This is a genomic window from Hyphomicrobiales bacterium, assembly GCA_016710435.1.
Classification (GTDB): Bacteria; Pseudomonadota; Alphaproteobacteria; order Rhizobiales; family Aestuariivirgaceae; genus Aestuariivirga.
The window spans coordinates 1,933,860-1,957,398 of sequence record JADJVV010000001.1; the positions used below are offsets into that span (position 1 = coordinate 1,933,860).

Here is a 23,539-nt window from a genome sequence, read left to right on the forward strand (position 1 = left end):
GCAGAGAATTTTAGTGATCATCATCGTGGTTAATTAGCGAGCTCATCCTATGAACAATGCCAAGGGAGAAGCACCGCAAACGCTCCCGCAAAATATAGTGCCTGTGCGGTTCCTTTCTGGAGTTTTGGATACGGTGGCGAATTTTTCCGAGCGGACCATTCTTCTGGTCGAAGACACCATGTCGCTGTCCGTGGCTTATCAGGCCTTTCTGCGCGGCCTCGGTGCGCGCGTCTCTGCGGTCGATACCGGCGCGAAGTGCCTCGAACACATCAAGGCGGGCGCACCCGATGTGCTGGTGCTTGACCTCGGCCTCCCCGACATGAACGGCCTCGATATTCTGAAGTCTGTCCGCAAGGATCAGCCGGGTGTGTCCGTCGTTGTCGTCACCAACAACGCTTCGCTCGGCACGGCCGTCGAGGCCATGCGACTCGGTGCCTTCGACTATGTCGTGAAGCCATTCAGCGCCGAGCGCCTCAACACCACCGTGCGCAACGCCATGGAGCGCACGGTCTTGCGCAAGGAGGTCCGCGACATCCGCAAGGACATCACGCGCGAATCCTTCCATGGTTTCGTCGGCGCATCGAAGCCCATGCAGGCCGTCTACCGGATGATCGAAAGTGCGGCACCTTCCAAGGCCACCGTGTTCATCACAGGTGAGAGCGGCACGGGCAAGGAAGTCTGCGCCGCCGCAATTCACGCCGAGTCCGACCGCGCTGCCAAGCCATTCATTCCGCTCAACTGCGCGGCGATCCCCCGCGAACTGATGGAATCGGAAATCTTCGGTCATGTGAAAGGGGCCTTCAGCGGCGCCGTGACGGACCGCACGGGTGCAGCCATGGCCGCCAACGGCGGCACGCTGTTTCTCGATGAAATCTGCGAGATGGACCTGGATCTCCAGGCGAAACTCTTGCGCCTCCTGCAGAGCGGCACGGTACAGCGCGTCGGTGCCAGCAAGCCGGAGCCCGTGGATATCCGCGTCGTCTGCGCCACCAACCGTGATCCCATGGAGGAGGTCCGCGCTGGCCGTTTCCGCGAAGACCTCTACTACCGCCTCCACGTCATTCCGCTTCACCTGCCGCCGCTTCGCGAACGCGGAAGTGACGTGATGACGATTGCAAGTTTTCTGCTCGGCAAATGCGCCGCGGAGGAACACAAGGAGTTCGACGGCTTCTCGCCCGAAGCGGAAGCAAGGATCATTGCCCACGCCTGGCCCGGTAACGTGCGTGAATTGCAGAATGCCGTGCGCAACGCTGTGGTGTTGAATTCCGGCACCGTTCTGGAAGCCTCCATGCTGCCAGCATGGGTGTCGGCTGCTCCGAGGCCTGAGACAATGGTGCCGCGTTTGACGCCGCAGGCCTTGCCCGCATCGTTTGCGTCACAGCAAGCGGCAGGCAGCCCCGGCGGGATCCGTCCGCTGTGGCAGGTGGAACGTGACGCCATTCTCGACGCCTTGCGCATTTGTGACGGCAACGTCACACGCGCCGCCGCTTTCCTCGAAGTAGGTGCCTCCACCCTATACCGCAAGAAGGCCGAATTTGAGTCGATGCTGGCGAAATCCGCCTGACCTTGTCCAGACACCCCACCCGGAGTTTTCCATGTTTTCCCGCCGTTCCTTTTTTCTCTCCCTGCCATCCTTCCTGCTCTGCGGCGCAGCCCGTGCCGGGCTTCCGCAACCATCTGGTGACGTGATCCTCACCATCACCGGTGCGGTGACGGAAACCAACGCGCCCGATGCCTTGCAGTTCGACATGGCAATGCTTCGGGCGCTCCCTTCGATCGAGGTCTCCACGGCTTCGCCCTGGACCAACGGCGTCACGCGCTTCAAGGGCGTGGAACTGAAGACGCTGCTCGAATTGGCCGGAGCCTCGGGCACCAAACTCTCGGCAATCGCCCTCAATGATTACGCCGCCACAATTCCGGTGACTGACGCAACCGAAAAGGGTGCCTTCATTGCCTATCTGATGGACGGCGCCGAGATGTCGGTGCGCGAGCGGGGGCCGCTCTGGGTTCTTTATCCCTTCGATCAGCGCCCTGAACTCAAGGCCGAGGAATATTATTCGCGCGCCGTCTGGCAGCTCAAGGCCATCGATATCAAGCCGTGAACATCGTCCTGCCAGCGATGTCTTCCGTGAAATCGGCGCGGCCGCTGCAATTGGCCATATTGGCCTTGGCCATTGTGCTGATGGCGGCGCTCGGCGCCATTCTCACGGATGTCTACACGCGCGTGCAGACGCTCCGCACATCGCCGAAGGACAACGTGCAGTGGACGATCCTGCAGACGCAGACGGAGTACCTGCGCATGCACGAGGCCCTGCATGAGGTCGCACCGCAAAACAGCGAGAGTTACGCGGAATTCTCCAAGCGGTTTGACATCTTCTACTCGCGCATCGAACTGCTCAAGTCTGCCGCTGTCACCGATGCCCTGCGGAAGAACGCGGAATTCGCGGAGCTGCTGTCGCGCCTCGTCAGGTTCCGGGACAGCGCCGCGCGAGATGTCGATGGGGGCCTCAACGCCTTTCCCGCGGTTCGGCCCGCGCTGGACACGGCCACCGAGGAGGCTGGAAAAAACGTACAGGCGCTGGTGCTGAATGCGATCACCCAGTTTGCAGTCCAGTCCGACAGCGAGCGCCGGCAACTGGCGACCTCGATGCTGCTCGCCGCCGTACTGTCCACCGCACTGGTCATGGCGCTTCTTGCCAGCGTTGCATCATTGCGCCGGCGTACCATCCAGCTTTCGCGTCGCGAAGCGATGCTCACCGAAAGCCGCGAGAAGCTCGCCTCCACCATCAAGGCCGCTCTTGATGCTGTCGTGATTTCCGATGCATCAGGCACCATCATTGATTGGAACGAGGGGGCGGAGTCGGTCTTCGGTCATACCCGCGAGGTGGCCATTGGCGCCAAGATGTCTACCCTCATGATCCCGCCGAAATTCCGCCAGGCCCACGATGTCGGCATGGCGCGTTACCTTGCGGCAGGTGAAGCCCGCGTCATCGGCAGGCGCGTGGAAGTGGAAGCCCTGCACGCCAGCGGCCGCGTTTTTCCCGTGGAAATGACACTGGGTGTATCACGTGGCCAGGGCCAGCCCGTCTTCATCGCCTATTTGCGCGACATTTCCGACCGCGTGGCCCGCGACAAGGCACTCAAGGCCGCATTGCAGGAGGCGGAGGCCGCGAGTGAATCAAAGGCCCGCTTCCTCGCGGTGATGAGTCACGAAATGCGCACGCCATTGAACGGCGTCATTGGCGCGCTCGATCTCCTTGACAGCACGCAACTGGACAGCGAACAGCACCGCCTCATCGAAACCGCCCTCCGCGCCGGTGATGAACTTCTCACGCACATCAGCGATGTTCTCGATTTTTCCAAGATGGAAGCGGGCAAACTCGACATCGAAAGGATCCCTTTCCGCATCGAGACGATGCTGGAGGGTATCGTGGGCGTGTTGTCCCACGTCCATCCTGAAAACAACAATCAGGTTTCGCACAGTTGTTTCGGCGGAAAGCGTGATGCCATCGTCATGGGTGACGAACAGCGCATCCGCCAGGTCCTGCTCAACCTCGGCACCAATGCCATCAAGTTCACCCGCGGTGGCAGCGTGTCGATCTACTGCGTCCGCGCCGGCAACGGCAACGTCCGCTTCTCGGTCACGGATACGGGCGTCGGCATCAGGCCGGAAGATATCGGCGCGCTGTTCCGCGAATTCTCCATGGTGGACTCAAGTCTCCGCCGCTCATCCGGCGGCACGGGCCTCGGCCTCGCCATCTGCAAACGTCTCGTTACCGCCATGGGTGGGCGCATCGGCGTGGAGAGCAAGCCAGGGCAGGGCAGCACCTTCTGGTTCGAGGTGCCCTTGCCGGAGTCGGAGGAGGCAACCGCCGCGGAGGGTAGTGCCGAAGGCGACACCGGCGTGACCAAGCGGCTCCGTATCCTGCTGGTTGAGGACAATGCCACAAACAGGTTCGTTGGCCGGAAGATGCTGGAAGGCCTTGGCCACAGCTGCGAGCTGGCCGAGAACGGCAGCGAAGCGGTGGACCGCCTGCGCACCGGGAGTTTCGACACGGTGCTGATGGACATCTCCATGCCGGTGATGGACGGGCTGTCCGCCATCAAGATCATCCGCAAGATGTCCAGCGCCCACAAGAACCTTCCGGTGATCGCGATGACGGCCAACGCCGTCGCAGGCGACCGCGAGAAGTTCCTCCGCGAGGGGTTCACCGGATATGTCGCAAAGCCAATGCGGCGTGCCGACCTGGCCCGCGCCCTGGGCGATTGCGTACGGCCCCCGAAACAGCAGTCGTCCGGGGAGTTGTTGGAAGGCAGCGTCGACGCGGTTCTCGATGTGACAACGTTCAGCCAGTTGAAATCGGACGTTGGCCACGATGCACTCGGCATCATGATCGAATGCTTCGGCAACGACGTGGACCTGCAACTGGGACGTCTGGAAAAGGCGATGGCCCAGCAGGACCGTGCCGAGATGAAGAAGGCGGCCCACGCCATTTCCGGAATTGCGGGCACCATCGGGGCCAACCGCCTCTGCCACCTCGCCACCCGCATCGAGACGGAGATCGGCAGCATCGATCCCACGGAGCTGCAATCGCTCGGCGCCTATCTCCGCAGCGCCCAGGTCCACACCGCCCGGGAATTGCAAGCCATCGTCGCTCCCAGTTGATCCTGCTTTGCAGGGCGGGATGGGATCAGCTACAGAGCTCCCATGTCGGAAAAGGTTGAAGCAGTTGTGGTGGGTGCAGGCGTCGTGGGCCTTGCCATCGCGCGCGCACTTTCGGCCGCCGGGCGTGATGTGCTCATCATCGAGTCCGCGGCCGATATCGGCACTGGCACGTCATCGCGGAATTCCGAAGTCATCCACGCTGGAATTTATTACCCACCCGGCAGCCTGAAGGCGAAGCTGTGCGCGCGTGGCCGTGATCTCCTGTATGAATTCTGTGAGGTCCACGGTGTGGCGGCGCGGCCGCTCGGCAAGCTGATCGTGGCAACGCGGAGCGAAGAACACGCCAAGCTGGACGCCATCACAAAGCAAGCGGCCGCCTGTGGCGTGACAGACCTGCAGCGTCTCACCGCGCAGGAAGCGCGGGCGCTGGAGCCGGAAGTGAATTGCACCGCGGCCTTGCTCTCGCCCCGCACGGGAATTGTGGATGGGCGTGGCCTGATGATGGCGCTGCTTGGCGCGGCAGAGGCGAACGGCGCCACCCTTGCATTGCACACCAGGCTTCTGTCAGCGCGGCCCGTAAACGGCGGTTATGCCCTCACGCTCGAGTCCGCAGGCGAGGGCTTTGACATGGAGTGCAAGCTCCTCATCAATGCCGCGGGACTTGGCGCATGGGATGTGGCCCGCGCCACGGAAGGCCTTTCACCCGCTCACCTGCCGGGCCACTGGCTCGCCAAGGGCTGCTACTGTTCCGTCTCGGGCAAATCGCCGTTCAGCCGTCTCATCTATCCGGTTCCCGTCCCCGGCGCCCTCGGCATCCACGCAACGCTGGACATGCAGGGCCAGGTGCGCCTCGGTCCCGACATCACCTGGATCGAGACGCTCGACTACACGGTGCCGGACGAGGCCGTGGAGCGTTTCCGCGCAGCCTGCCTGCCCTACTGGCCGGGGCTGGCGGCGCGTGACATCGCCCCAGCCTATGCCGGTGTGCGCCCGAAGATCCACGGACCGGACGCAGGCTTTGCCGATTTCCGCATGGACGGACCATCCGTTCACGGATTGCCCGGTCTCGTCAACCTGTTCGGAATTGAATCGCCCGGCCTCACCAGTTCGCTGGCCATCGCCGAAGCCGTGAGCAACCTACTTCAGCAATGATCCCATGCGCCGCATGGCCAGCGCATAACCTTCCACGCCAAAGCCCGCGATCACGCCATCGGCCCGCAGCGAGACATAGGAGTGATGCCGGAAAGCCTCGCGCTTGTGCACGTTGCTGACGTGCACTTCCAGCACCGGTCCTTCAAAGGCATTCAGTGCATCGAGAATGGCAATGGAGGTGTGCGTGTAGGCGCCAGGATTGATGATGATGCCCTTGGCCTTTTCGCGGGCCTCGTGAATCCAGCCCACAAGTTCACCTTCGCTGTTGGATTGGCGCATCACAACCGCAAGCCCGGGCGGCTTTCCCGCCTCGGCGCACTGCGCTTCCACATCGGCCAGTGTTTCACGGCCGTAAATCTCCGGCTGGCGCTTGCCAAGCAGGTTGAGGTTTGGTCCGTTGAGGATGAAGATCGTCTTGCTCATCGCCCGCTCCGTCAGATGTCCAGTGCTTCGATATTGGCAAACGCCGTCCGCAGGGCTTTCGACCATTCCGTGGACAGCATCTTGAAATAGGGATCGTCCAGCCCGATGCGCTTGGTGTGCTCCACCTTGAGCGATCCCGTCTCGTATGTGAGAAGGTCGATGGGCAGGCCGACGCTGAGGTTTGAGCGCAAGGTGGAATCAAACGAGAGCAGAACCATCTTCGCCGCCTCTCCCAGTTCCATGTCGCTGCGCGCCACGCGGTCGAGGATCGGCTTGCCATACTTGTGTTCGCCGATCTGGAAGAAGGGTGTGTCAGGCGTCGCCTCGATGAAATTGCCCGCCGCGTAGATGTTGAACAGGCGCGGACGCTCTGTTCCGATCTGCCCGCCGAAGATAAAGCTCGCGGCAAAGGCTTCGCCGTTGGAGGTAAGGTGCGCTGCATCCATGGCCTTCACCTCCCGCACCGCATCGCCTACCACCTGCGCCGCCTGGAACATGGTGGAGGAGGTCTTCAGCGTGTCACCCGTTTCGGGGGGATGGTCTTCATGCTCGTTGAGGACGCTGACCACGGCTTGCGTGATGGCGAGGTTGCCCGCCGTGAGCAGCACGAAAACGCGCTCGCCGGGGTGTTCCCAGCAATAGAGTTTCTTGAACTTGCCGACGTTGTCGACGCCCGCATTGGTGCGGGTATCGGCGGCCATCACAAGGCCCTTGTCGAGCAGCATTCCCACGCAATAGGTCATGAATCAGGATTCCGAAGCCGTTTCGGTCACTGTTGCGCAATCTCGACGCGGACTTCAACCGTCATCTGTTCCGTGCCCGCCCCACCCCGGCGGAAACCGCGCACGGGCACCACCGCGGCCGCGTCAAGCCCGGCGGCGATGCGCACGTAATGGTCGGTGGGGGATTGTCCGTTGGCCGCGTCAAACCCCACCCAGCCCAGGTCCGGGACGGCAATCTCCGCCCAGGCATGGGCCGCGGAGGCCGACGCGCCAATGCCCGTGACCAGGTAGCCGGTCACGTAGCGGGCGGGCAGGCCAAGGCCCCGGGCCACGGCAATCATGATGTGGGCGTGGTCCTGGCACACGCCCCTGCCGTCGCGGAAGGCTTCGCTTGCGGTCGTGTGGGCGTGCGTGCTGCCCGTCTCGTAGGCCACCGCCTCATGGATGTCGGCCATGATGCGATGCGCGAGGTCGAGCGTCGGCACGCGGGTGTCGAAGCGTTTCAGGAATGCCGTGAGGGCCGGGTTCAGTTGGGTGGCCGCCGTGTGGCGCAGGTACACGGTGTCCGGCATCGTGCTCGCGATGCCGCGCACCACACCGGAACGTTCTTCCGTATCAACGATCCCTTCCGCCTCCACTACCAGGGGTCCGCAGTGGCCGCGCACCGTCAGGAGATGGGTGATGTTGCCGAAGCCGTCGCGGTGGCGAAGGCTGCTGTCCATGCCCGGTGCCGTAATCTTCCACGAGATCGTACGCTGGCCATCGAAGTCAACAGGCGTCAGATGCAGCCGCTGCACCAGGTAGGACGGAGCGGCGTCGTAGTCGTAACGGGTGGCGTGCTGGATCTTGAGGCGCATGTCAGCCGGGCCTCACGGGAAATTGTAGGTCGCGCCGATGTCGCGCGACAACTGGTTGTTGGAAAGGATGAAGTGCTGCAGGTATTCGTGAAGCCCGCTCTGGAAAATGTCTTCCATGCGGCCGTTGCGCAAGCGGTCGCGCGTTTCTTCGGCTTGGTCATGCACGCTGTAGCGCTTGCTGTGAAGGGCACTGAGGCCCGCAAGCGCCGTGCAGATCCATGCCGAACTGAACAGCAGCGAACGCGGCATTTCCTCGCGCAGGATCAGGAACTCGGCCACGAGCCACGGCTTGTAGCCGCTGTTGCGATAGAACCAGCGGTAGGCCCGGTGGGCGGAGACACTGCGCAGGATCTGGCCCCACTGGTGCGTGTCGATATCGCTGCCCACGTCGGAAGGCTTGGGCAGCAGGATGAAATACTTGACGTCGAGGATGCGCGCCGTGTTGTCGGCGCGCTCGATGAAATTTCCGAGCTGGCTGAAATAGTAGTTCTCGTTGCGCAGCATCGTCCCCAGTACGGCGCCCCGGAACGACATGGACCGCTGCTTCACCCAGTCGAGGAAAACGGGCAGGCGGTCGGGCGTGAGTTCGCTCGCCTTCACCGCCACAAGTTCGTTCCATGTGGTGTTGATGCTCTCCCATACGTCACGTGTGAGGGCGGTGCGCACGGCCCGCCCATTGTTGCGCGCAGTGCGGATGATGGAGCGGATGCTGGACGGATTGCTCTCGTCGAAGATGAGGAAGTCCGCCACCTGCGGGCCGGTGATCGTGTCGAATTTGTTGGAATAAGTCTGCTCGCTCGCCGCGCTGAGCAGGGTCGAGCGCCACTCGTCGCGGTGCCCCTCGATCGCGCCCGGCATCAGCGAGATGCGGTGGCCCACTTCCAGAAGGCGCGCCATGTTCTCGGCCCGCTCCATGTAGCGCGACATCCAGAACAGCGAGGCGGCGGTGCGTCCGAGCATCAGTCCTCCAGCACCCAGGTGTCTTTGGTGCCCCCGCCTTGGCTGGAGTTCACCACCAGCGAACCCTTCTTGAGCGCCACGCGCGTCAACCCGCCGGGGGTGATGCGCACGCGGTCGCCCGACAGGACGAAGGGCCGGAGATCGACATGGCGGGGTGCGACGCCCGACGCCGTGTAAGTCGGCACCGCCGAGAGCGCCAGCGTTGGCTGGGCAATGTAGTTGGCCGGGTTGGCCTTCAGCCGTGCCCGGAACTGCTCGATCTCCTTCTTGGAGGATGTCGGTCCCACCAGCATGCCGTAGCCGCCCGAGCCATGCACCTCCTTCACAACCAGTTCATGCAGGTGTTCCAGCACATAGGTAAGGGATTGCGTGTCCGAGCAGCGCCAGGTCGGAACGTTCTTCAGCAGCGGCTTTTCGCCCGTGTAGAACTCGATGACGTCTGGCAGGTAGGTATAGATCGACTTGTCGTCGGCAATGCCCGTCCCCGGCGCATTGACGATCGTCACCTTGCCCGCCCGGTACAGATCGAACAGGCCCGGCACGCCGATGGAGGAATCGGGCCGGAAGGTAAGCGGATCGAGGAAGGCATCGTCGATGCGGCGGTACACCACGTCAACGCGCTTGGGTTCCTGCGTGGTGCGCATGTAGAGTGCCCCGTCCATCACGAACAGGTCGTCGCCCTCGCACAGTTCCGCCCCCATTTCATCAGCAAGGAAGGCGTGTTCGAAGAAGGCCGAGTTGTGAATGCCGGGCGTCAGAACCACGATGGTGGGTTCACCATCGCAGGCCGCGGGTGCCACGCTTTCCAGGGTCTTGCGCAGCAGCGAGGGGTAGTTCTCGACCGGTGCCACGCGCTGGTGTGCAAACAGTTCCGGGAACAGGTGCATCATCGTTTCCCGGTCTTCCAGCATGTAGGAAACACCGGACGGCGTGCGGCAATTGTCTTCCAGCACGTAGAATTCGTTCTCGCTGATGCGCACGATGTCGATGCCGATGATGTGGGCATAGATGCCGCGCGCCGGATCGACCCCCATCATTTCGGGCACGAAGGCGGCGTTTTGCACGATGACGCTGGCCGGGATGCGCCCCGCGCGCAGGATTTCCTGGCGGTGGTAGATGTCGTGGATGAAGGCGTTGAGTGCGCGCACCCGTTGCTCGATACCGGCCGAAAGCCGCCGCCATTCAGAGGCCGCGAAGACGCGCGGAATGATGTCGAAGGGGATCAGGCGTTCGGCTGCCTCTTCATCGCCATAGACGGCAAAGGTGATGCCCTGCCGGCGGAAACGGTTCTCTGCCTCCTGGCGGGCGCGTTCTGCGTCCTTGCGCGTCAGCGTCTTCAGCCAATCTCCCACCCGCAGGTATGGGCTACGCACCTGCCCGCCCTTGTCCTGCATTTCATTGAAGATGTTCGCCACACTGTCTCCCTGCCGCGCATGATGGCGTCAAACCTTCGGACTTGGCAAGGGCGGCGCTGATGCAATTTGCAGCAGGCCAGCGGCGAAAACTTGCACGGAGCCTGGGCCTTTGGCATGTCTGGAGCGGGGAGATGAAAGCCCGTGACCAACGGACAGCCTGTCAGCCACGTGATTTTCGATTGCGACGGTGTTCTGGTGGACAGCGAGGGCCTGTCGGCTGGCGTGCTCATGGGCATGATGGCGGAGATCGGACTCCCCATCACCGACGAGATTTTCCGCACGGATTTTCTCGGCCGCAGCTTTGCCAGCGCGGCGAAGCGCGTGCTGCAACGCTTTGGCCGCCCCATGCCGGATGATTTCCAGATGCGCTACCGCGGCCGCCTGCTGGAGCGCATGCGCCACGACCTGAAACCCATGGGGGGCGTGACGGAGGTGCTGGAAACGATCCGCCTTCCCTATTGCCTGGCCACCAGCAGTTCGCCCGAACGCCTCGCCACCTCCTTGCAGGTGACGGGGCTGGCGCCGTTCTTCGCGGGCCGCTGCAGCACGGCATCGGAAGTCGCCCACGGCAAGCCCGCACCCGATCTCCTGCTGCTCGCAGCCAGCAGGTTGAACGCAGACCCTGCCGCCTGCCTCGTGATCGAAGACAGCGAGATGGGTATCCTTGCGGCCCGCGCGGCCGGCATGGCGGTCTGGCATTTCCGCGGCGGTGTGCACATGCAGATGGGATATGATTTGCCCGACGGCCTCACCGCCGACCGCACCATCGCCGATATGGCGGAGCTTCACCGTGTTTTCGCCGATGCTGGCATTTGTGCGCCCGCCCGTGTAGCACATCCCGCATGAGGAGCAGCCGTGGCGCGCAAACCTGAACCCGAAAAGGAACGGCTGGATGATGCCGCCCGCGCGGGATGGCTCTACTATATCGCCGGAAATACCCAGGACGAGATCGCCCGCAAGCTCGGCGTCTCGCGCCAGACGGCCCAGCGCCTCGTCTCGCTCGCCGTCACCGAGCGCCTCATCAAGGTGCGCTTTGATCATCCGCTCGGCCGCTGCCTTGAACTCTCCGACCGCATGAAGGAACGCTTCGGCCTGGAAACCTGCGAGGTGGTACCGGCCGATCCCGCTTCCCATTCCGAAACGCTGGGCATCGTGGAAGCGGCAGCGACCGAGATGGAGCGCTATCTCGTCTCGCAACATCCCGTCATCATCGGTCTCGGTACCGGGCGCACATTGCGCGCCGTTGCCGAGCAGGTGAGCCCGATGGAATGCCCCCAGCACAAGATCGTCTCGCTCGTCGGCAACATCGGGCCCGATGGGTCGGCAACCGTGTTCGACGTTGCGTCGCGCGTCGGAGACCGCGTGGGCGCGCCGCATTATCCCATGCCGTTTCCTGTGGTGACCGCGACGGTGCATGAGAAGAACCTTCTCGTCACGCAGAAGTCGCTCCGCAACGTCATGGATCTTGCAGCCCAGGCAGACGTGAGCTTCGTCGGCATCGGTACGGTGGACGATTCCTCCGCCATGCTGCGCGACGGATTTGTCCGCGCCGACGAAATCCGCGCCATGATGAAGGCGGGCGCCGTGGGCGAGATCACCGGCTGGAGTTTCGATGCCGATGGTCAACTCACGGAGGGTCTCGTCAACGACCGGGTGCTCAGTGTTCCCCTCGAAACGCCGGCCCGCCGCCGCGTCATAGGCGTCGCCATGGCGCCTGGCCGCTACAAGGCCATACAAGGGGCGCTGGCGGGCCGTTTGATCAATGGCCTGATCACCAATGAGACCATGGCTGGGCAATTGCTATCGAAATAGGCGATTGCCCAATAATCAAATTATAGAAATATTACAGGTACTTACTGCGACAGCGAAGAGCGCTTCGTCGCACTGCAGCGACGAATCTGGCTTGACTCGGCGCGTTTTCGAATGTGACATATTCCCGTGACGTGGGCAAAAGCCCACGGTTTCACTTGGGAGGTTAAACCATGAAATTGAAGCTGAAGGGCGTGCTTGGCGCGCTCGCCATTGCGGCGCTGTCCACCACGGCGCTGGCTGAAACGAAGCTGACCATCGCCACCGTGAACAACGGCGACATGATCCGCATGCAGGGACTGACGGATGACTTCACGAAGGCCAATCCGGACATCTCGCTCGAGTGGGTGACACTCGAAGAGAACGTGCTGCGCGAAAAGGTGACGACCGACATCGCCACCAAGGGAGGACAGTTCGACGTCCTCACCATTGGCACGTACGAAGTGCCGATCTGGGGCAAGAAGGGCTGGCTCGTGCCGCTGACGCAGGTCGATGATCCGGCCGATCTCCTGCCCGCCATCGCAGGCGGCCTCACGGTTGACGGCAAGCTGATGGCTGCGCCCTTCTACGGCGAAAGCTCCATGGTGATGTACCGCAAGGACCTCGTGGACGCTGCCGGCGAGAAGATGCCTGACGCACCCACCTGGGACGACATCAAGCGCATTGCCGACAAGATCACCAACAAGGACAAGGAAATCTACGGCGTGTGCCTGCGCGGCAAGGCCGGTTGGGGTGAGAACATGGCGTTCATCACCGCCACGTCCAACTCCTTCGGCGCCCGCTGGTTTGACGAGAACTGGAAGCCCCAGTTCGATTCACCGGAATGGAAAGACGCCCTCAACTTCTATCTTGAACTCCTGAAGGCCGATGGCCCTCCCGGCGCGTCGTCCAACGGCTTCAACGAGAATCTGGCACTGTTCAACGCGGGCAAGTGTGGCATGTGGATCGACGCCACGGTCGCCGCGTCCTTCGTGACCGGCAAGGACTCGACGGTTGCCGACAAGGTTGGCTTCGCGCTGGCGCCTGACAAGGGCCTCGGCAAGCGCGGCAACTGGCTGTGGGCTTGGTCGCTGGCCATTCCCGCCGGCACGCAGAAGGAAGAGGCCGCCCAGAAGTTCATCAGCTGGGCCACCTCGAAGCACTACACGGAAATCGTGGCCGCCAAGGAAGGCTGGGCCAACGTTCCTCCGGGCACGCGCACGTCTCTCTATGCCAACCCGGAATACGCCAAGGTTCCTTTCGCCAAGATGACGCTCGACTCCATCAACTCGGCTGATCCGACGAAGCCGACGGTGAAGCCGGTGCCTTATGTTGGCGTGCAGTTCGTGGCCATCCCGGAATTTGCCGGCCTTGCCACGACGGTGGGCCAGATCTTCTCGGCAGCACTTGCTGGCGAAAAGAGCGCGGATGACGCCCTTGCCGAAGCGCAGGACGTCGCAACCCGCGAGATGACGAAAGCGGGCTACATCAAGTAACCGCAGACCTCCCATGACGACGGGGCTGTCCGGCGCTATGCTGGGCAGCCTCCAATCGCCGCCCCGCGCGGCCCCTCGAACAGGTGGTGGGTACCATGGCGACACAGCAATCCCGCAGTCTCGGCCGCCTCGCGGTCGCTCCCTCGGTTATCGCGCTCTTCCTCTGGATGATTGTTCCGCTGGCGATGACCATCTGGTTCTCGCTCCTGCGTTACAATCTGCTTGATCCCAACTACGCCTGTTCGCTGCTGACCCCCGGCCAGCTTTTCGACGAAGCCAACCGCTGCTTTGCCGGTACCACCAATTACTATTACTTCCTCACCGACCCCGCCTTCTTCAAGGCCATGGCCAATTCGCTCATCCTGGTCGGGTGGGTGCTGCTCATTTCGGTGGTGGGCGGAACATTGCTGGCACTCCTGCTCGATCAGGCCATCATGGGCCGCAACATCGTCCGCCTCATGGTGATCGCTCCCTTCTTCGTCATGCCCACCGTCTCGGCGCTGGTCTGGAAGAATATGATGATGCATCCCGTGCAGGGCTTCATCGCCTGGATCACCAAGTCGCTGGGTCTCGGTGCCATCGACTGGTTCGCCCATTATCCCATGACCGCCATCGTCATCATGGTGGCCTGGCAGTGGCTGCCCTTCGCCACCCTCATTCTGCTCACCGCGCTGCAATCCTTTGATGAGGAGCAGAAGGAAGCAGCCCAGATGGATGGCACGCCGCCGCTCTCCTTCTTCTGGTACATGATCCTGCCGCACCTTGCCCGGCCCGTGACGGTGGTCGTGCTGATCGAGACCATCTTCCTGCTGAACGTCTTCGCCGAGATTTACGTCTCGGGCTCCGGCGGGCGCGCGGGCAACCTGCCGTTCCTCGTCTATCAGTACGGCCTCATTTCGAACGACATCGGCGGTGCGTCGGCCGGCGGACTCATTGCGGTTGTCCTCGCCAACATCGTCGCATTCTTCCTGATGCGCATGATTGGCAAGAACCTGGAGGGCTGAAACCATGGCACGCGCAGTTTCCACCCGTCGCAAATGGTTCTTCACCATCCTCGCCTGGTCCATCGCCTTCGTGATCTTCTTTCCGATCCTCTGGACCATCCTGACCAGCTTCAAGTCGGAAGGCGACGCCATCCTCATTCCGCCGAAGTTCCTGTTCTTCGACTGGACCACCGAGAATTATGGCGTGGTGCAGGAACGTTCCGACTACATCAAGTTCGCGATGAACTCGATCATCCTTGCACTGGGCTCCACCGCCTTCGCACTCATCATCGCCATTCCCTCCGCCTGGGGCATGGCCTTTGCACCGGGCAAGAAGACCAAGGACCTGCTGATGTGGATGCTCTCCACCAAGATGATGCCGCCGGTGGGCGCCCTCATCCCGATCTACCTGATCTTCCGCGACTTCGGCCTTCTCGATTCGCGCGGCGGCATCATCACCGTGCTGATGCTGCTCAACCTCCCGATCATCATCTGGATGCTCTACACCTACTTCAAGGAAATCCCGGCGGAGATCCTCGAAGCCTCCCGCATGGACGGCGCCAACGTGTGGAAGGAACTGGTCTATGTCCTCACCCCCATGGCCGTGCCGGGCATTGCCTCGACCGTGCTGCTCAACGTCATCCTCGCCTGGAATGAAGCCTTCTGGACATTGGCGCTGACCACCAAGGATGCGGCACCGCTGACGCAGTTCATCGCCAGCTATTCTTCGCCGGAAGGCCTGTTCTGGGCCAAGCTCTCGGCCGCCTCCACCATGGCCATTGCCCCCATTCTCGTCCTCGGCTGGTTCGCCCAGAAACAACTCGTACGCGGCCTCACATTCGGAGCGGTGAAGTAACATGGGAACGATTTCACTCAAGAACGTCCGCAAGTCCTTTGGCGATGCCAACATCATCCCCAACGCCAATCTGGACATCCGCAACGGCGAGTTCGTCGTCTTTGTGGGTCCGTCCGGCTGCGGCAAGTCCACGCTGCTGCGGCTGATCGCCGGGCTGGAGGACCTCACCTCCGGCACGATCGAAATCGACGGCAAGAATGTCACCGATGCCGCTCCCTCCCAGCGCGGCCTCGCCATGGTGTTCCAGTCCTACGCGCTCTATCCCCACATGAGCGTGCGTAACAACATTGCCTTCGGGCTCAAGATGGCGGGCATGCCACCCGCCGAGATCGACCAGAAGGTCGCCAAGGCTGCGGCTACCTTGAACCTCACTGAATATCTCGACCGCAAGCCCCGTCAATTGTCGGGCGGCCAGCGCCAGCGCGTCGCCATCGGGCGCGCCATCGTGCGCCAGCCGGAAGCCTTCCTGTTTGACGAACCGCTCTCCAATCTAGATGCAGCGCTCCGCGTCAACATGCGGGTCTTCATCATGCAGCTGCACAAGGACCTCGGCACCACGATGATCTACGTCACCCATGATCAGGTGGAAGCCATGACCATGGCGGACCGCATCGTCGTCCTCAACCGTGGCAACATCGAGCAGGTGGGTTCACCGCTCGACCTCTACAACAATCCGGACTCGCTGTTCGTGGCGGGCTTCATCGGCTCGCCGAAGATGAACTTCGTCACCGGCGCGGAAGCGGAAAAGCACAAGGCCAAGACCATCGGCATCCGGCCGGAACATCTGGAGATCGCATCGGGCCGGGGCGGCTGGGGCGGCACCATTGCGCTCGCCGAGCATCTGGGCGCCGACAGTTTCCTCCATGTCGATACCGAAACCGCAGGCCGCCTCGTCGTGCGCGCCCCCGGCGACTTCCGCGGAAAGGATGGTGACAAGATCGTCCTGAAGCCCGATATGGCGCGTCTGCACAAATTTGATGACAACGGCAAGGTGATCCGCTGATGCGACTGAAAGGCAAGACCGCCATCGTGACCGGAGGCGCGCGCGGAATCGGCGCAGCCATCGCTGCGGCATATGTGAAGGAAGGCGCTCGCGTCTGCGTCGCCGACATCGAATACGCCGAGGCCCAGAAGACCGCCAAGGCCATCGGCGGCAATTCCTTTGCCTTCAATCTCGATGTGACGCGGCACGACTCGATTGCCGCCTGCGTCGCCGAGGTGGAGAAGGCCGCTGGCGGCGTCGACATCCTGGTCAACAATGCCGCCATCTTCGATATGGGCCCGCTCGAGGACATTGCCGAGAAGAGCTACGACAAGGTCTTCGCCGTCAACGTGAAGGGCGTCCTCTTCATGATGCAGGCGGTGGCCAAATCCATGATTGCGCGCGGGCAGGGCGGCAAGATCATCAATTTTGCCTCGCAGGCTGGCCGTCGCGGCGAACCGCTTGTCGCGGTTTATTGTGCCTCGAAGGCCGCCGTGATCTCGCTGACGCAGTCGGCGGGCCTCGCGCTCATCAAGCACAAGATCAACGTGAACGGCATCGCCCCCGGCGTGGTCGATACGCCCATGTGGGAGCATGTGGACGCGCTCTTCGCGAAATACGAGAACCGCCCGCTCGGCGAGAAGAAGCGCCTCGTGGGCGAAGGTGTTCCCTATGGCCGCATGGGCCTTCCCGAGGACCATGTGGGGTGCGCCGTATTCCTCGCCAGCAATGAAAGTGACTATGTCGTCGCCCAGACATTCAATGTCGATGGCGGCCAATGGATGAGTTGAGAAGACAATGCCCAAGCTGTCCCTGAGTTCCGTGCGTGGCCTGAATGCCACGGTGAGCGTTCCGAAATATGCTCGCTCCGCCCTCACGCCCGGCATCGTCCATTTCGGCGTCGGCAATTTTCACCGCGCCCATCTCGCCATCTATCTCGACGACCTGTTCAACATGGGGCTGGACCAGGACTGGGCCATCATCGGCGCAGGCGTGCTGCCGTCGGATGAGGTCATGCGCGAGAAGCTCGCGGACCAGGATTACCTCACCACCGTGGTGGAACAGGAGGCCAGCATCAGCCAGGCCCGCGTCACCGGCGCGATGATTGATTTCATTCCCCCCGCCGACCGCACCCGTCTGCTGGAGACATTGGCCGACCCCGCCATTCGCATCGTCTCGCTCACGGTGACGGAAGGCGGATACATGATCAACCCGGCGACGGGAAAATTCGATCCGCAGCATCCGGCCATTGCCCGCGATGCCGCAAACCCCAAGGACCCCACCTCGGTGTTCGGACTGATCCTTGCAGGGCTTGCGCGCCGCAAGGCCAGGGGCATTGCGCCCTACACCGTGATGTCCTGTGACAACGTTCCCCACAATGGCGTCGTCACGCGCAATGCCATCGCCGGACTGGCGCGGCTGTTCGATCCGGCGCTGGCAGATTGGGTCGTTGCCAATGTCGCCTTCCCCAACGCCATGGTGGACCGCATCACGCCGGCGACCTCGGATCGCGAGCGCGGCCTCGTCGAGACGGCCTACGGCATCACCGACAATTGGCCCGTGTTCTGCGAGGAGTTCAAGCAGTGGGTGGTGGAGGATCATTTCCCGCTGGGCCGTCCCGCCTGGGAAAAGGTCGGCGCGCAATTCGTCGCCGACGTGACGCCCTTCGAATACATGAAGATCCGCATCCTCAACGGCGGCCATGCCGTCATCGCCTATCCCGGCGGCCTGCTGGATGTGCATTACGTGCACGAGGCGATGCAGCATCCGCTCATCCTTCCTTTCTTCGAGAAGGTTGAGCAGGAGGAAATCGTCCCCACTGTGCCGCCGGTGCCAAACACCGACATCCAGGACTACTACAAGCTCATCGAAAAACGCTTTTCCAATCCCAAGATCGGCGACACCGAGCGCCGCCTCTGCCTCGATGGCTCCAACCGCCAGCCCAAGTTCATCGTGCCGGTGATCGCCGACAACCTGCAGGCCGGACGCTCCATCGCGGGCCTCGCGCTTGAATCCGCGCTGTGGTGCCGTTACTGTTACGGCGTCAGCGAAAGCGGCAAGGTGATCGATCCCAACGACCCGAGCTGGGACCGCCTGCAGGAGCTCGCCCGCAAGGCCAAGGATGATCCCCTGCAATGGCTCACCATGGATGACATTTACGGTGGGGTGGCGCAGTCAGAGACATTCCGTACGGCCTTCGCCGCGGCTCTCGGCAGCCTGTGGAGCAGGGGCACCGAACAGACTTTGCGGGACTATCTCGCCGGCACCTGAACAGCCTTCTGACTGCTCAAACGCCATGCTGCGGCGTTTCCGCCAGCTGGCAAGGAAAGCCTTGCCAGCCCCCGCACCTATCCTATATATGCGTATATTCTAATTTACATATATAAAGAAAGGACCGCTCCCATGTGTCTCGACAAGGCCGTTCTCCGTTTTGCGGGTGTCGTCGTTCTCGCCTCGCTGGCACTTGCTCATTTCGTCTCACCACAATGGCTGTGGCTCACCGCCTTCGCGGGCGTGAACATGCTGCAGGCTTCCTTCACAGGGTTCTGTCCGGCGGCGATCGTCTTCAAGAAGCTCGGCGCCAAGCCCGGCGTGGCCTTCGAATAATCAGCGGCCTGGCGGGCAGAACAGGTCGCTCAGCAGCTTGAGGGTCTTGGAAACGTTCTTGTCCGCCAGCTGATAGTAGATCGTCTGTCCGTCGCGGCGCGACTTCACCAATCCCTCACGCCGCATCAGGGCGAGGTGCTGCGACGTGGCGCTCTGATTGATGCCGATGGCCTCGGCCAATTCACCCACCGGCCGCTCGCCTTCCATGATGAGGCAGAGAATGCGCAAACGGTTGGGGTTGGCCAGGGACTTCAGGAAGTCGCTGGCCTTCTCGGCGGAACGGTTGAGTTCGACTATATTCATATTTGCGTATCTTCTAAAATATACATATGCTTGGCGTTGGCAAGGGTTTTTGAAATGAGCATGGGCCGGGTACAACAGGGAACGCGCGCAATTGCGGCCATCTTGGGCATTTTCGGCCTGATTCAGCAAGCCCACGGCGCTGAGGTGAAGGTCAGGGTGCAGCTCCTGCCGGACTACAAATCGGTCTTCGCCCGGGTGGAAAGCCGCGACGTGGTTCCAGCCCGCGCCCGTATCGGCGGCAGCATCGTGTCACTCGCGGTGGAGGAAGGCAGCGCCGTCAAGGCCGGCGACGTCATCGCCATCGTGGTGGATGACAAGCTGGCGCTGCAACTCCAGGCCCTTGATGCCCGCATCGCAGCCCTCGGTTCCGAGCTTGCCAATGCCGGCACGGAACTCGCGCGTGGCAAGAAATTGCTGGGCCAGGGCGTCGTCCCCAAGAGCCGCGTGGACTCATTGCAGACCCAGTCCGACGTCCTCACCCGTCAGGTTGAAGCGGCGACGGCAGAACGTTCCGTCCTCGTGCAGCAGGGAAGCGAAGGCCAGGTCATCGCGCCCGCACCCGGCCGTGTGCTCTCCGTCCCCGTCACAAAGGGCTCCGTGATCATGCCGGGTGAAACGGTGGCCCGCATTGCCGGTGGCGGTTATTTCCTGCGCCTCTCGCTGCCCGAACGCCACGCCGCCCGCATCCAGCAGGGCGACACGGTGCGCGTCGGCGCACGCGGCATCGGAGCCGACACGGCGGAGAAGGCCCGCGCAGGCAAACTGGTCAAGGTTTACCCCGAACTGGAAGGCGGCCGCGTCATCGCCGATGTCGAGGTCGATGGCCTCGGCGATTATTTTGTCGGTGAGCGGACTCTGGTCTGGATTCCAGTGGAAACCCGCAACGTCGTCAGCGTTCCGGCAGCGGCGGTGAGCAACCGCCACGGCGTTGATTATGTCACGCTGAAGGGCAGCGAAGGCCCGCTTGATGTACCCGTCATCACCGGCGCCAGCCTGCCGGCCGCCGACGGCGAACAGGTCGAAATCCTCTCCGGCCTCGCTGCCGGTGACACGGTGATCACGCCATGAAACTCGGCCTCGCCGGTGGCCTGACGCGCGCCTTCATCGCCTCGCCGCTCACGCCACTCTTCCTTCTCGCCGCCTTCATGGTGGGCCTTGTGGCGCTCATCACCTTGCCGCGCGAAGAAGAACCGCAGATTTCCGTGCCCATGGTGGACATTCACGTGCGGGCCGATGGCCTGCGCGCCGAAGATGCCGTGAAACTTGTCACCGAGCCCCTGGAAACCATCGTCAAGAGCATCGACGGCGTCGAACACGTCTACTCGCAGACGCGCGACGATGGGGCCATGGTGACAGCCCGTTTCCTCGTGGGCACAAGCCCGGACGCTGCCATCCTCCGCGTGCACGAAAAGCTGCGCGCCAACATGAACCGCATTCCCGTGGGCATCCCGGAACCGCTGATCGTCGGGCGCGGCATCGATGACGTGGCGATCGTGGTGCTCACACTTTCGCCCAAGCCGGAAGCCGCCGCCCACTGGACGGCCAACGCCGTCAGCCGTGTCGCCCGCGAATTGCAGGTGGAGCTCGCCAAACTGGATGACATCGGTCTCACCTATATCGTCGGCGAACAGACGGAAGAAATCCGCGTCGAGCCTGATCCCGAGAAACTGTCCGTCTTCGGCATCACGCTGCAGCAGTTGGCCGGAAAGGTGGCAGGTGCCAACCGGTCCTTCGAGGCAGGCCAGGTGCGCGAACAGGGCCAGCAGATCTCCATCATGGCGGGACAGACGCTGCAATCGCCATCCGACATCGGCAACATCCTGCTCACCGCCCGTGATGGACGTCCGGTCTATGTCCGCGATGTCGCACGCATTTTCTTGGCCGGAGACAGCGCCGAGACCCGTGTCACCTCGCTCCGCAAATCCGCCGCGGGGCCGGTATCGGTGCCGTCGGTGTCGCTCGCCATCGCCAAGCGGCCGGGCACCAACGCCGTCGTCATTTCCGAGCGCGTGACCGAACGCCTTGAAGCGTTGAAGGGCACGCTCGTTCCCGAAGACCTGCAGGTCGAAGTCACGCGCAACTATGGCGAAACCGCCAACGAAAAGGCCAATGAACTCCTCTTCCACCTTGGCCTCGCCACCATCTCCATCGTCATCCTCGTGGCGCTGTCCATCGGCTGGCGCGAGGCACTGGTGGTGGCCATCGTCATTCCGACGACGATCCTGCTCACGCTCTTTGCGGCGCGCATCATGGGCTACACGCTGAACCGCGTCAGCCTCTTCGCCCTCATCTTCTCCATCGGCATCCTTGTCGATGATGCCATCGTCGTCATCGAGAACATCGCACGCCACTGGGCCATGCGCGATGGCCGTGACCGCGTCAAGGCGGCCATCGATGCCGTCGCGGAAGTCGGCAATCCCACCATCGTGGCAACGCTCACCGTCGTTGCCGCCTTGCTGCCCATGCTCTTCGTCTCTGGCCTCATGGGTCCCTACATGAGCCCCATCCCCGCCAATGCGTCGGCGGCCATGATCTTCTCCTTCTTCGTCGCCGTCATCGTCACGCCCTGGCTGATGATGAAGCTCGGCAGCGGCCATGCCCATGCGGATACACACGCGGTCGGCACGCCGGGTGGTGTCTTCGGCCGCGTCTATCTCTTCTTCGCCCGCCCGGTGCTCAAGTCAAAGGCGCGGAGCTGGCTGTTCCTCATCGCCACGGGTATCGTCACGCTCGCCTCCCTGGCGCTGTTCTACAGCAAGGACGTGACGGTGAAGCTCCTGCCCTTCGACAACAAGTCGGAGCTTCAGGTCGTGGTGGACCTGCCGGAAGGAACATCCGTCGAAACAACGAGCCGCTATCTCACCGAGATCGCCGCGAAGGCCCTGGCCCTGCCGGAAGTGATTTCAATCCAGTCCTATGCCGGTACCGCGGCACCCTTCAACTTCAACGGCCTCGTGCGGCACTATTACATCCGCTCCAATCCGGAGATGGGCGACGTGCAGCTCACCCTCACCGGCAAATCGGACCGCGAACGGTCCAGCCATCAGATCGCGCTGGACCTTCGCCAGCAGCTCAAATCCATCGCCCTGCCGGACGGCGCGTCCGTGAAGGTGGTGGAGCCGCCACCAGGTCCTCCCGTGCTCGCCACGCTGCTGGCGGAAGTGTATGGCCCGGATGCCGAAACGCGCCGCGCCACCGCCACCAAGGTCCGCGAAGCCTTCGCCAGGGTGCCTTTCGTCGTCGACATCGACGACAGTTTCGGTACGCGCAAGCCGCGGCTGCGCGCCGCCATCGACCAGGACAATCTCGAATATCAGAAGGTGGAAGAGGCGGATGTCTATTCCACGCTGCAATATCTGTATGCCCAGACGACCGTCGGCTATTCGCACCGGGGCGGGGGACGCCAACCCATTCCCATCCGGCTCGGGCTCTCCAAGGAATCCAGAGTGTTGGATGAGCGTGTGCTCTCCACACCCGTGCCCGCCAACGCCCTGCCCGGCGACCGTGGGGTCGTGGAACTGGGTGACGTGGTCCGCGTGAAGCAGGAGCTCTCCTCCTTCCCCATCTTCCGCCACAACGGCAAGGCAACCGAAATGGTGCAGGCCGAACTCGCCGGGGCCTTCGAAGCGCCGGTCTATGGCATGCTTGAAGTGGGCCGCGCGCTCGACCAGGTGGACTGGACCGGCCTCGTCAAGCCGGAGGTGATCCTCCACGGCCAGCCGCAGGACGACAGCAAGCCCGCGTTGCTGTGGGATGGCGAGTGGGAAGTGACGTGGGTCACCTTCCGCGACATGGGAGCGGCCTTCATGGTGGCGCTCCTCGGCATCTACATTCTTGTCGTGGCGCAATTCGGCTCCTTCAAGCTGCCTCTGGTGATCCTCACGCCCATTCCCCTCACCCTGATCGGCATCATGTTCGGCCACTGGCTCTTCGGTGCCGCCTTCACGGCGACGTCCATGATCGGCTTCATTGCGCTCGCCGGCATCATCGTGCGCAACTCGATCCTGCTGGTGGATTTCGTCCGCCACACGAAAACAGAGGGCCGCGATTTGCGCGAGGTTCTGCTGGAAGCCGGCGCCATCCGATTCAAGCCCATCCTGCTCACCGCCATTGCCGCCATGATCGGCGCCGTCGTCATCCTGGCGGATCCCATTTTCCAGGGCCTCGCGATCTCGCTGCTCTTCGGCCTTGCCTCATCGACAGCGCTCACCGTGATCGTCATTCCGGCGATCTACATGGCGCTTCGTTACAAGGCACCTCCGCAGGATGCGGATGCGCCTCCATCACACGAATTCGTTCCAACCGACGTGCCACCATAAGGGAGGAAAT

At 62.6% G+C, this 23,539-nt stretch carries 21 protein-coding genes; 15 read left to right on the top strand and 6 right to left on the bottom strand.

The annotated features are described in order from the left end of the window. Nucleotides 1-49: 49 nt before the first annotated feature. Genes IPM06_09360 through IPM06_09375 form a run of 4 tightly spaced genes read left to right on the top strand, consistent with a single transcriptional unit; the run spans nt 50 to nt 5,818 of the window. Complete coding sequence (locus IPM06_09360) at nt 50-1,564, top strand: sigma-54-dependent Fis family transcriptional regulator (protein ID MBK8770623.1); 1,515 nt, start codon at nt 50-52, stop codon at nt 1,562-1,564. Nucleotides 1,565-1,595: 31 nt separating this feature from the next. Beyond that, nucleotides 1,596-2,102 (top strand): molybdopterin-dependent oxidoreductase, encoded by a 507-nt coding sequence (locus IPM06_09365; protein ID MBK8770624.1) that lies wholly within the window; start codon nt 1,596-1,598, stop codon nt 2,100-2,102. Continuing rightward, nucleotides 2,099-4,666 carry a response regulator gene (locus IPM06_09370; protein MBK8770625.1) on the top strand — a complete coding sequence of 856 codons (2,568 nt, stop codon included), beginning with the start codon at nt 2,099-2,101 and terminating at the stop codon, nt 4,664-4,666. Before IPM06_09365 ends, IPM06_09370 begins: the two co-directional genes overlap by 4 nt. A 42-nt stretch (nt 4,667-4,708) precedes the next feature. After that, nucleotides 4,709-5,818 (top strand): NAD(P)/FAD-dependent oxidoreductase, encoded by a 1,110-nt coding sequence (locus IPM06_09375; GenBank protein ID MBK8770626.1) that lies wholly within the window; start codon nt 4,709-4,711, stop codon nt 5,816-5,818. Here IPM06_09375 and aroQ read toward each other — a convergent pair. Genes aroQ through IPM06_09400 form a run of 5 tightly spaced genes read right to left on the bottom strand, consistent with a single transcriptional unit; the run spans nt 5,804 to nt 10,174 of the window. After that, entirely contained in the window at nt 5,804-6,241 is a 438-nt protein-coding gene (aroQ, locus tag IPM06_09380; protein MBK8770627.1) for a type II 3-dehydroquinate dehydratase, read from the bottom strand. The two genes, IPM06_09375 and aroQ, sit on opposite strands and share 15 nt — an antisense overlap. A gap of 11 nt (nt 6,242-6,252) precedes the next feature. Then, complete coding sequence (locus tag IPM06_09385) at nt 6,253-6,984, bottom strand: proteasome-type protease (GenBank protein MBK8770628.1); 732 nt, start codon at nt 6,982-6,984, stop codon at nt 6,253-6,255. 26 nt (nt 6,985-7,010) lie between these two features. Further along, a complete protein-coding gene (locus IPM06_09390) occupies nt 7,011-7,820 on the bottom strand; it encodes a transglutaminase family protein (protein MBK8770629.1) in 810 nt (269 codons plus the stop codon). 12 nt (nt 7,821-7,832) lie between these two features. Beyond that, a complete protein-coding gene (locus IPM06_09395; protein ID MBK8770630.1) occupies nt 7,833-8,783 on the bottom strand; it encodes an alpha-E domain-containing protein in 951 nt (316 codons plus the stop codon). Then, on the bottom strand, nt 8,780-10,174 hold the full coding sequence (locus tag IPM06_09400; protein ID MBK8770631.1) for a circularly permuted type 2 ATP-grasp protein: 1,395 nt from the start codon (nt 10,172-10,174) through the stop codon (nt 8,780-8,782). Before IPM06_09400 ends, IPM06_09395 begins: the two co-directional genes overlap by 4 nt. A gap of 162 nt (nt 10,175-10,336) precedes the next feature. On the opposite strand from IPM06_09400, the gene IPM06_09405 reads away from it, so the two are divergent. The 9 genes from IPM06_09405 (at nt 10,337) to IPM06_09445 (ending at nt 18,907) form a co-directional block, all read left to right on the top strand. Then, nucleotides 10,337-11,041 (top strand): HAD family hydrolase, encoded by a 705-nt coding sequence (locus IPM06_09405; protein MBK8770632.1) that lies wholly within the window; start codon nt 10,337-10,339, stop codon nt 11,039-11,041. Between the two features lie 9 nt (nt 11,042-11,050). Continuing rightward, nucleotides 11,051-12,007, top strand: coding sequence for a sugar-binding transcriptional regulator (locus IPM06_09410; GenBank protein ID MBK8770633.1), 957 nt, complete (start codon nt 11,051-11,053; stop codon nt 12,005-12,007). Nucleotides 12,008-12,177: 170 nt separating this feature from the next. Next, nucleotides 12,178-13,479 carry a sugar ABC transporter substrate-binding protein gene (locus tag IPM06_09415; protein MBK8770634.1) on the top strand — a complete coding sequence of 434 codons (1,302 nt, stop codon included), beginning with the start codon at nt 12,178-12,180 and terminating at the stop codon, nt 13,477-13,479. Nucleotides 13,480-13,574: 95 nt separating this feature from the next. Further along, nucleotides 13,575-14,483 carry a sugar ABC transporter permease gene (locus tag IPM06_09420; GenBank protein MBK8770635.1) on the top strand — a complete coding sequence of 303 codons (909 nt, stop codon included), beginning with the start codon at nt 13,575-13,577 and terminating at the stop codon, nt 14,481-14,483. 4 nt (nt 14,484-14,487) lie between these two features. Then, entirely contained in the window at nt 14,488-15,318 is an 831-nt protein-coding gene (locus IPM06_09425) for a carbohydrate ABC transporter permease (GenBank protein MBK8770636.1), read from the top strand. Nucleotide 15,319: 1 nt separating this feature from the next. Further along, a complete protein-coding gene (locus IPM06_09430) occupies nt 15,320-16,321 on the top strand; it encodes an ABC transporter ATP-binding protein (protein MBK8770637.1) in 1,002 nt (333 codons plus the stop codon). Next, nucleotides 16,321-17,091, top strand: a complete 771-nt coding sequence (locus tag IPM06_09435; GenBank protein ID MBK8770638.1) for an L-iditol 2-dehydrogenase — start codon at nt 16,321-16,323, stop codon at nt 17,089-17,091. The genes IPM06_09430 and IPM06_09435 overlap by 1 nt, the downstream gene beginning before the upstream one ends. 7 nt (nt 17,092-17,098) lie before the next feature. Further along, complete coding sequence (locus IPM06_09440) at nt 17,099-18,571, top strand: mannitol dehydrogenase family protein (GenBank protein ID MBK8770639.1); 1,473 nt, start codon at nt 17,099-17,101, stop codon at nt 18,569-18,571. Between the two features lie 132 nt (nt 18,572-18,703). Then, nucleotides 18,704-18,907: a DUF2892 domain-containing protein gene (locus tag IPM06_09445; GenBank protein ID MBK8770640.1), complete on the top strand. Its 204-nt coding sequence runs from the start codon at nt 18,704-18,706 to the stop codon at nt 18,905-18,907. Here IPM06_09445 and IPM06_09450 read toward each other — a convergent pair whose 3' ends face one another. Further along, nucleotides 18,908-19,210, bottom strand: coding sequence for a winged helix-turn-helix transcriptional regulator (locus IPM06_09450; GenBank protein ID MBK8770641.1), 303 nt, complete (start codon nt 19,208-19,210; stop codon nt 18,908-18,910). A 60-nt stretch (nt 19,211-19,270) separates the two neighbouring features. On the opposite strand from IPM06_09450, the gene IPM06_09455 reads away from it, so the two are divergent. Then, entirely contained in the window at nt 19,271-20,278 is a 1,008-nt protein-coding gene (locus tag IPM06_09455) for an efflux RND transporter periplasmic adaptor subunit (GenBank protein ID MBK8770642.1), read from the top strand. After that, the gene (locus IPM06_09460) at nt 20,275-23,529 is read left to right on the top strand and encodes an efflux RND transporter permease subunit (protein ID MBK8770643.1); all 3,255 of its coding nucleotides are present in this window, start codon (nt 20,275-20,277) and stop codon (nt 23,527-23,529) included. Before IPM06_09455 ends, IPM06_09460 begins: the two co-directional genes overlap by 4 nt. Nucleotides 23,530-23,539: the final 10 nt, after the last annotated feature.

Excerpts from the sequence above, each read along its gene's own strand:
- IPM06_09455 (MBK8770642.1), top strand. The coding sequence starts at position 19,271 with ATGGGCCGGGTACAACAGGGAACGCGCGCAATTGCGGCCATCTTGGGC.
- IPM06_09445 (MBK8770640.1), top strand. The coding sequence starts at position 18,704 with ATGTGTCTCGACAAGGCCGTTCTCCGTTTTGCGGGTGTCGTCGTTCTC.
- IPM06_09420 (MBK8770635.1), top strand. The coding sequence starts at position 13,575 with ATGGCGACACAGCAATCCCGCAGTCTCGGCCGCCTCGCGGTCGCTCCC.
- IPM06_09390 (MBK8770629.1), bottom strand. The coding sequence starts at position 7,820 with ATGCGCCTCAAGATCCAGCACGCCACCCGTTACGACTACGACGCCGCT.
- aroQ (MBK8770627.1), bottom strand. The coding sequence starts at position 6,241 with ATGAGCAAGACGATCTTCATCCTCAACGGACCAAACCTCAACCTGCTT.
- IPM06_09365 (MBK8770624.1), top strand. The coding sequence starts at position 1,596 with ATGTTTTCCCGCCGTTCCTTTTTTCTCTCCCTGCCATCCTTCCTGCTC.
- IPM06_09440 (MBK8770639.1), top strand. The coding sequence starts at position 17,099 with ATGCCCAAGCTGTCCCTGAGTTCCGTGCGTGGCCTGAATGCCACGGTG.
- IPM06_09430 (MBK8770637.1), top strand. The coding sequence starts at position 15,320 with ATGGGAACGATTTCACTCAAGAACGTCCGCAAGTCCTTTGGCGATGCC.
- IPM06_09425 (MBK8770636.1), top strand. The coding sequence starts at position 14,488 with ATGGCACGCGCAGTTTCCACCCGTCGCAAATGGTTCTTCACCATCCTC.
- IPM06_09435 (MBK8770638.1), top strand. The coding sequence starts at position 16,321 with ATGCGACTGAAAGGCAAGACCGCCATCGTGACCGGAGGCGCGCGCGGA.
- IPM06_09415 (MBK8770634.1), top strand. The coding sequence starts at position 12,178 with ATGAAATTGAAGCTGAAGGGCGTGCTTGGCGCGCTCGCCATTGCGGCG.
- IPM06_09450 (MBK8770641.1), bottom strand. The coding sequence starts at position 19,210 with ATGAATATAGTCGAACTCAACCGTTCCGCCGAGAAGGCCAGCGACTTC.
- IPM06_09460 (MBK8770643.1), top strand. The coding sequence starts at position 20,275 with ATGAAACTCGGCCTCGCCGGTGGCCTGACGCGCGCCTTCATCGCCTCG.
- IPM06_09360 (MBK8770623.1), top strand. The coding sequence starts at position 50 with ATGAACAATGCCAAGGGAGAAGCACCGCAAACGCTCCCGCAAAATATA.
- IPM06_09400 (MBK8770631.1), bottom strand. The coding sequence starts at position 10,174 with ATGCAGGACAAGGGCGGGCAGGTGCGTAGCCCATACCTGCGGGTGGGA.
- IPM06_09375 (MBK8770626.1), top strand. The coding sequence starts at position 4,709 with ATGTCGGAAAAGGTTGAAGCAGTTGTGGTGGGTGCAGGCGTCGTGGGC.
- IPM06_09385 (MBK8770628.1), bottom strand. The coding sequence starts at position 6,984 with ATGACCTATTGCGTGGGAATGCTGCTCGACAAGGGCCTTGTGATGGCC.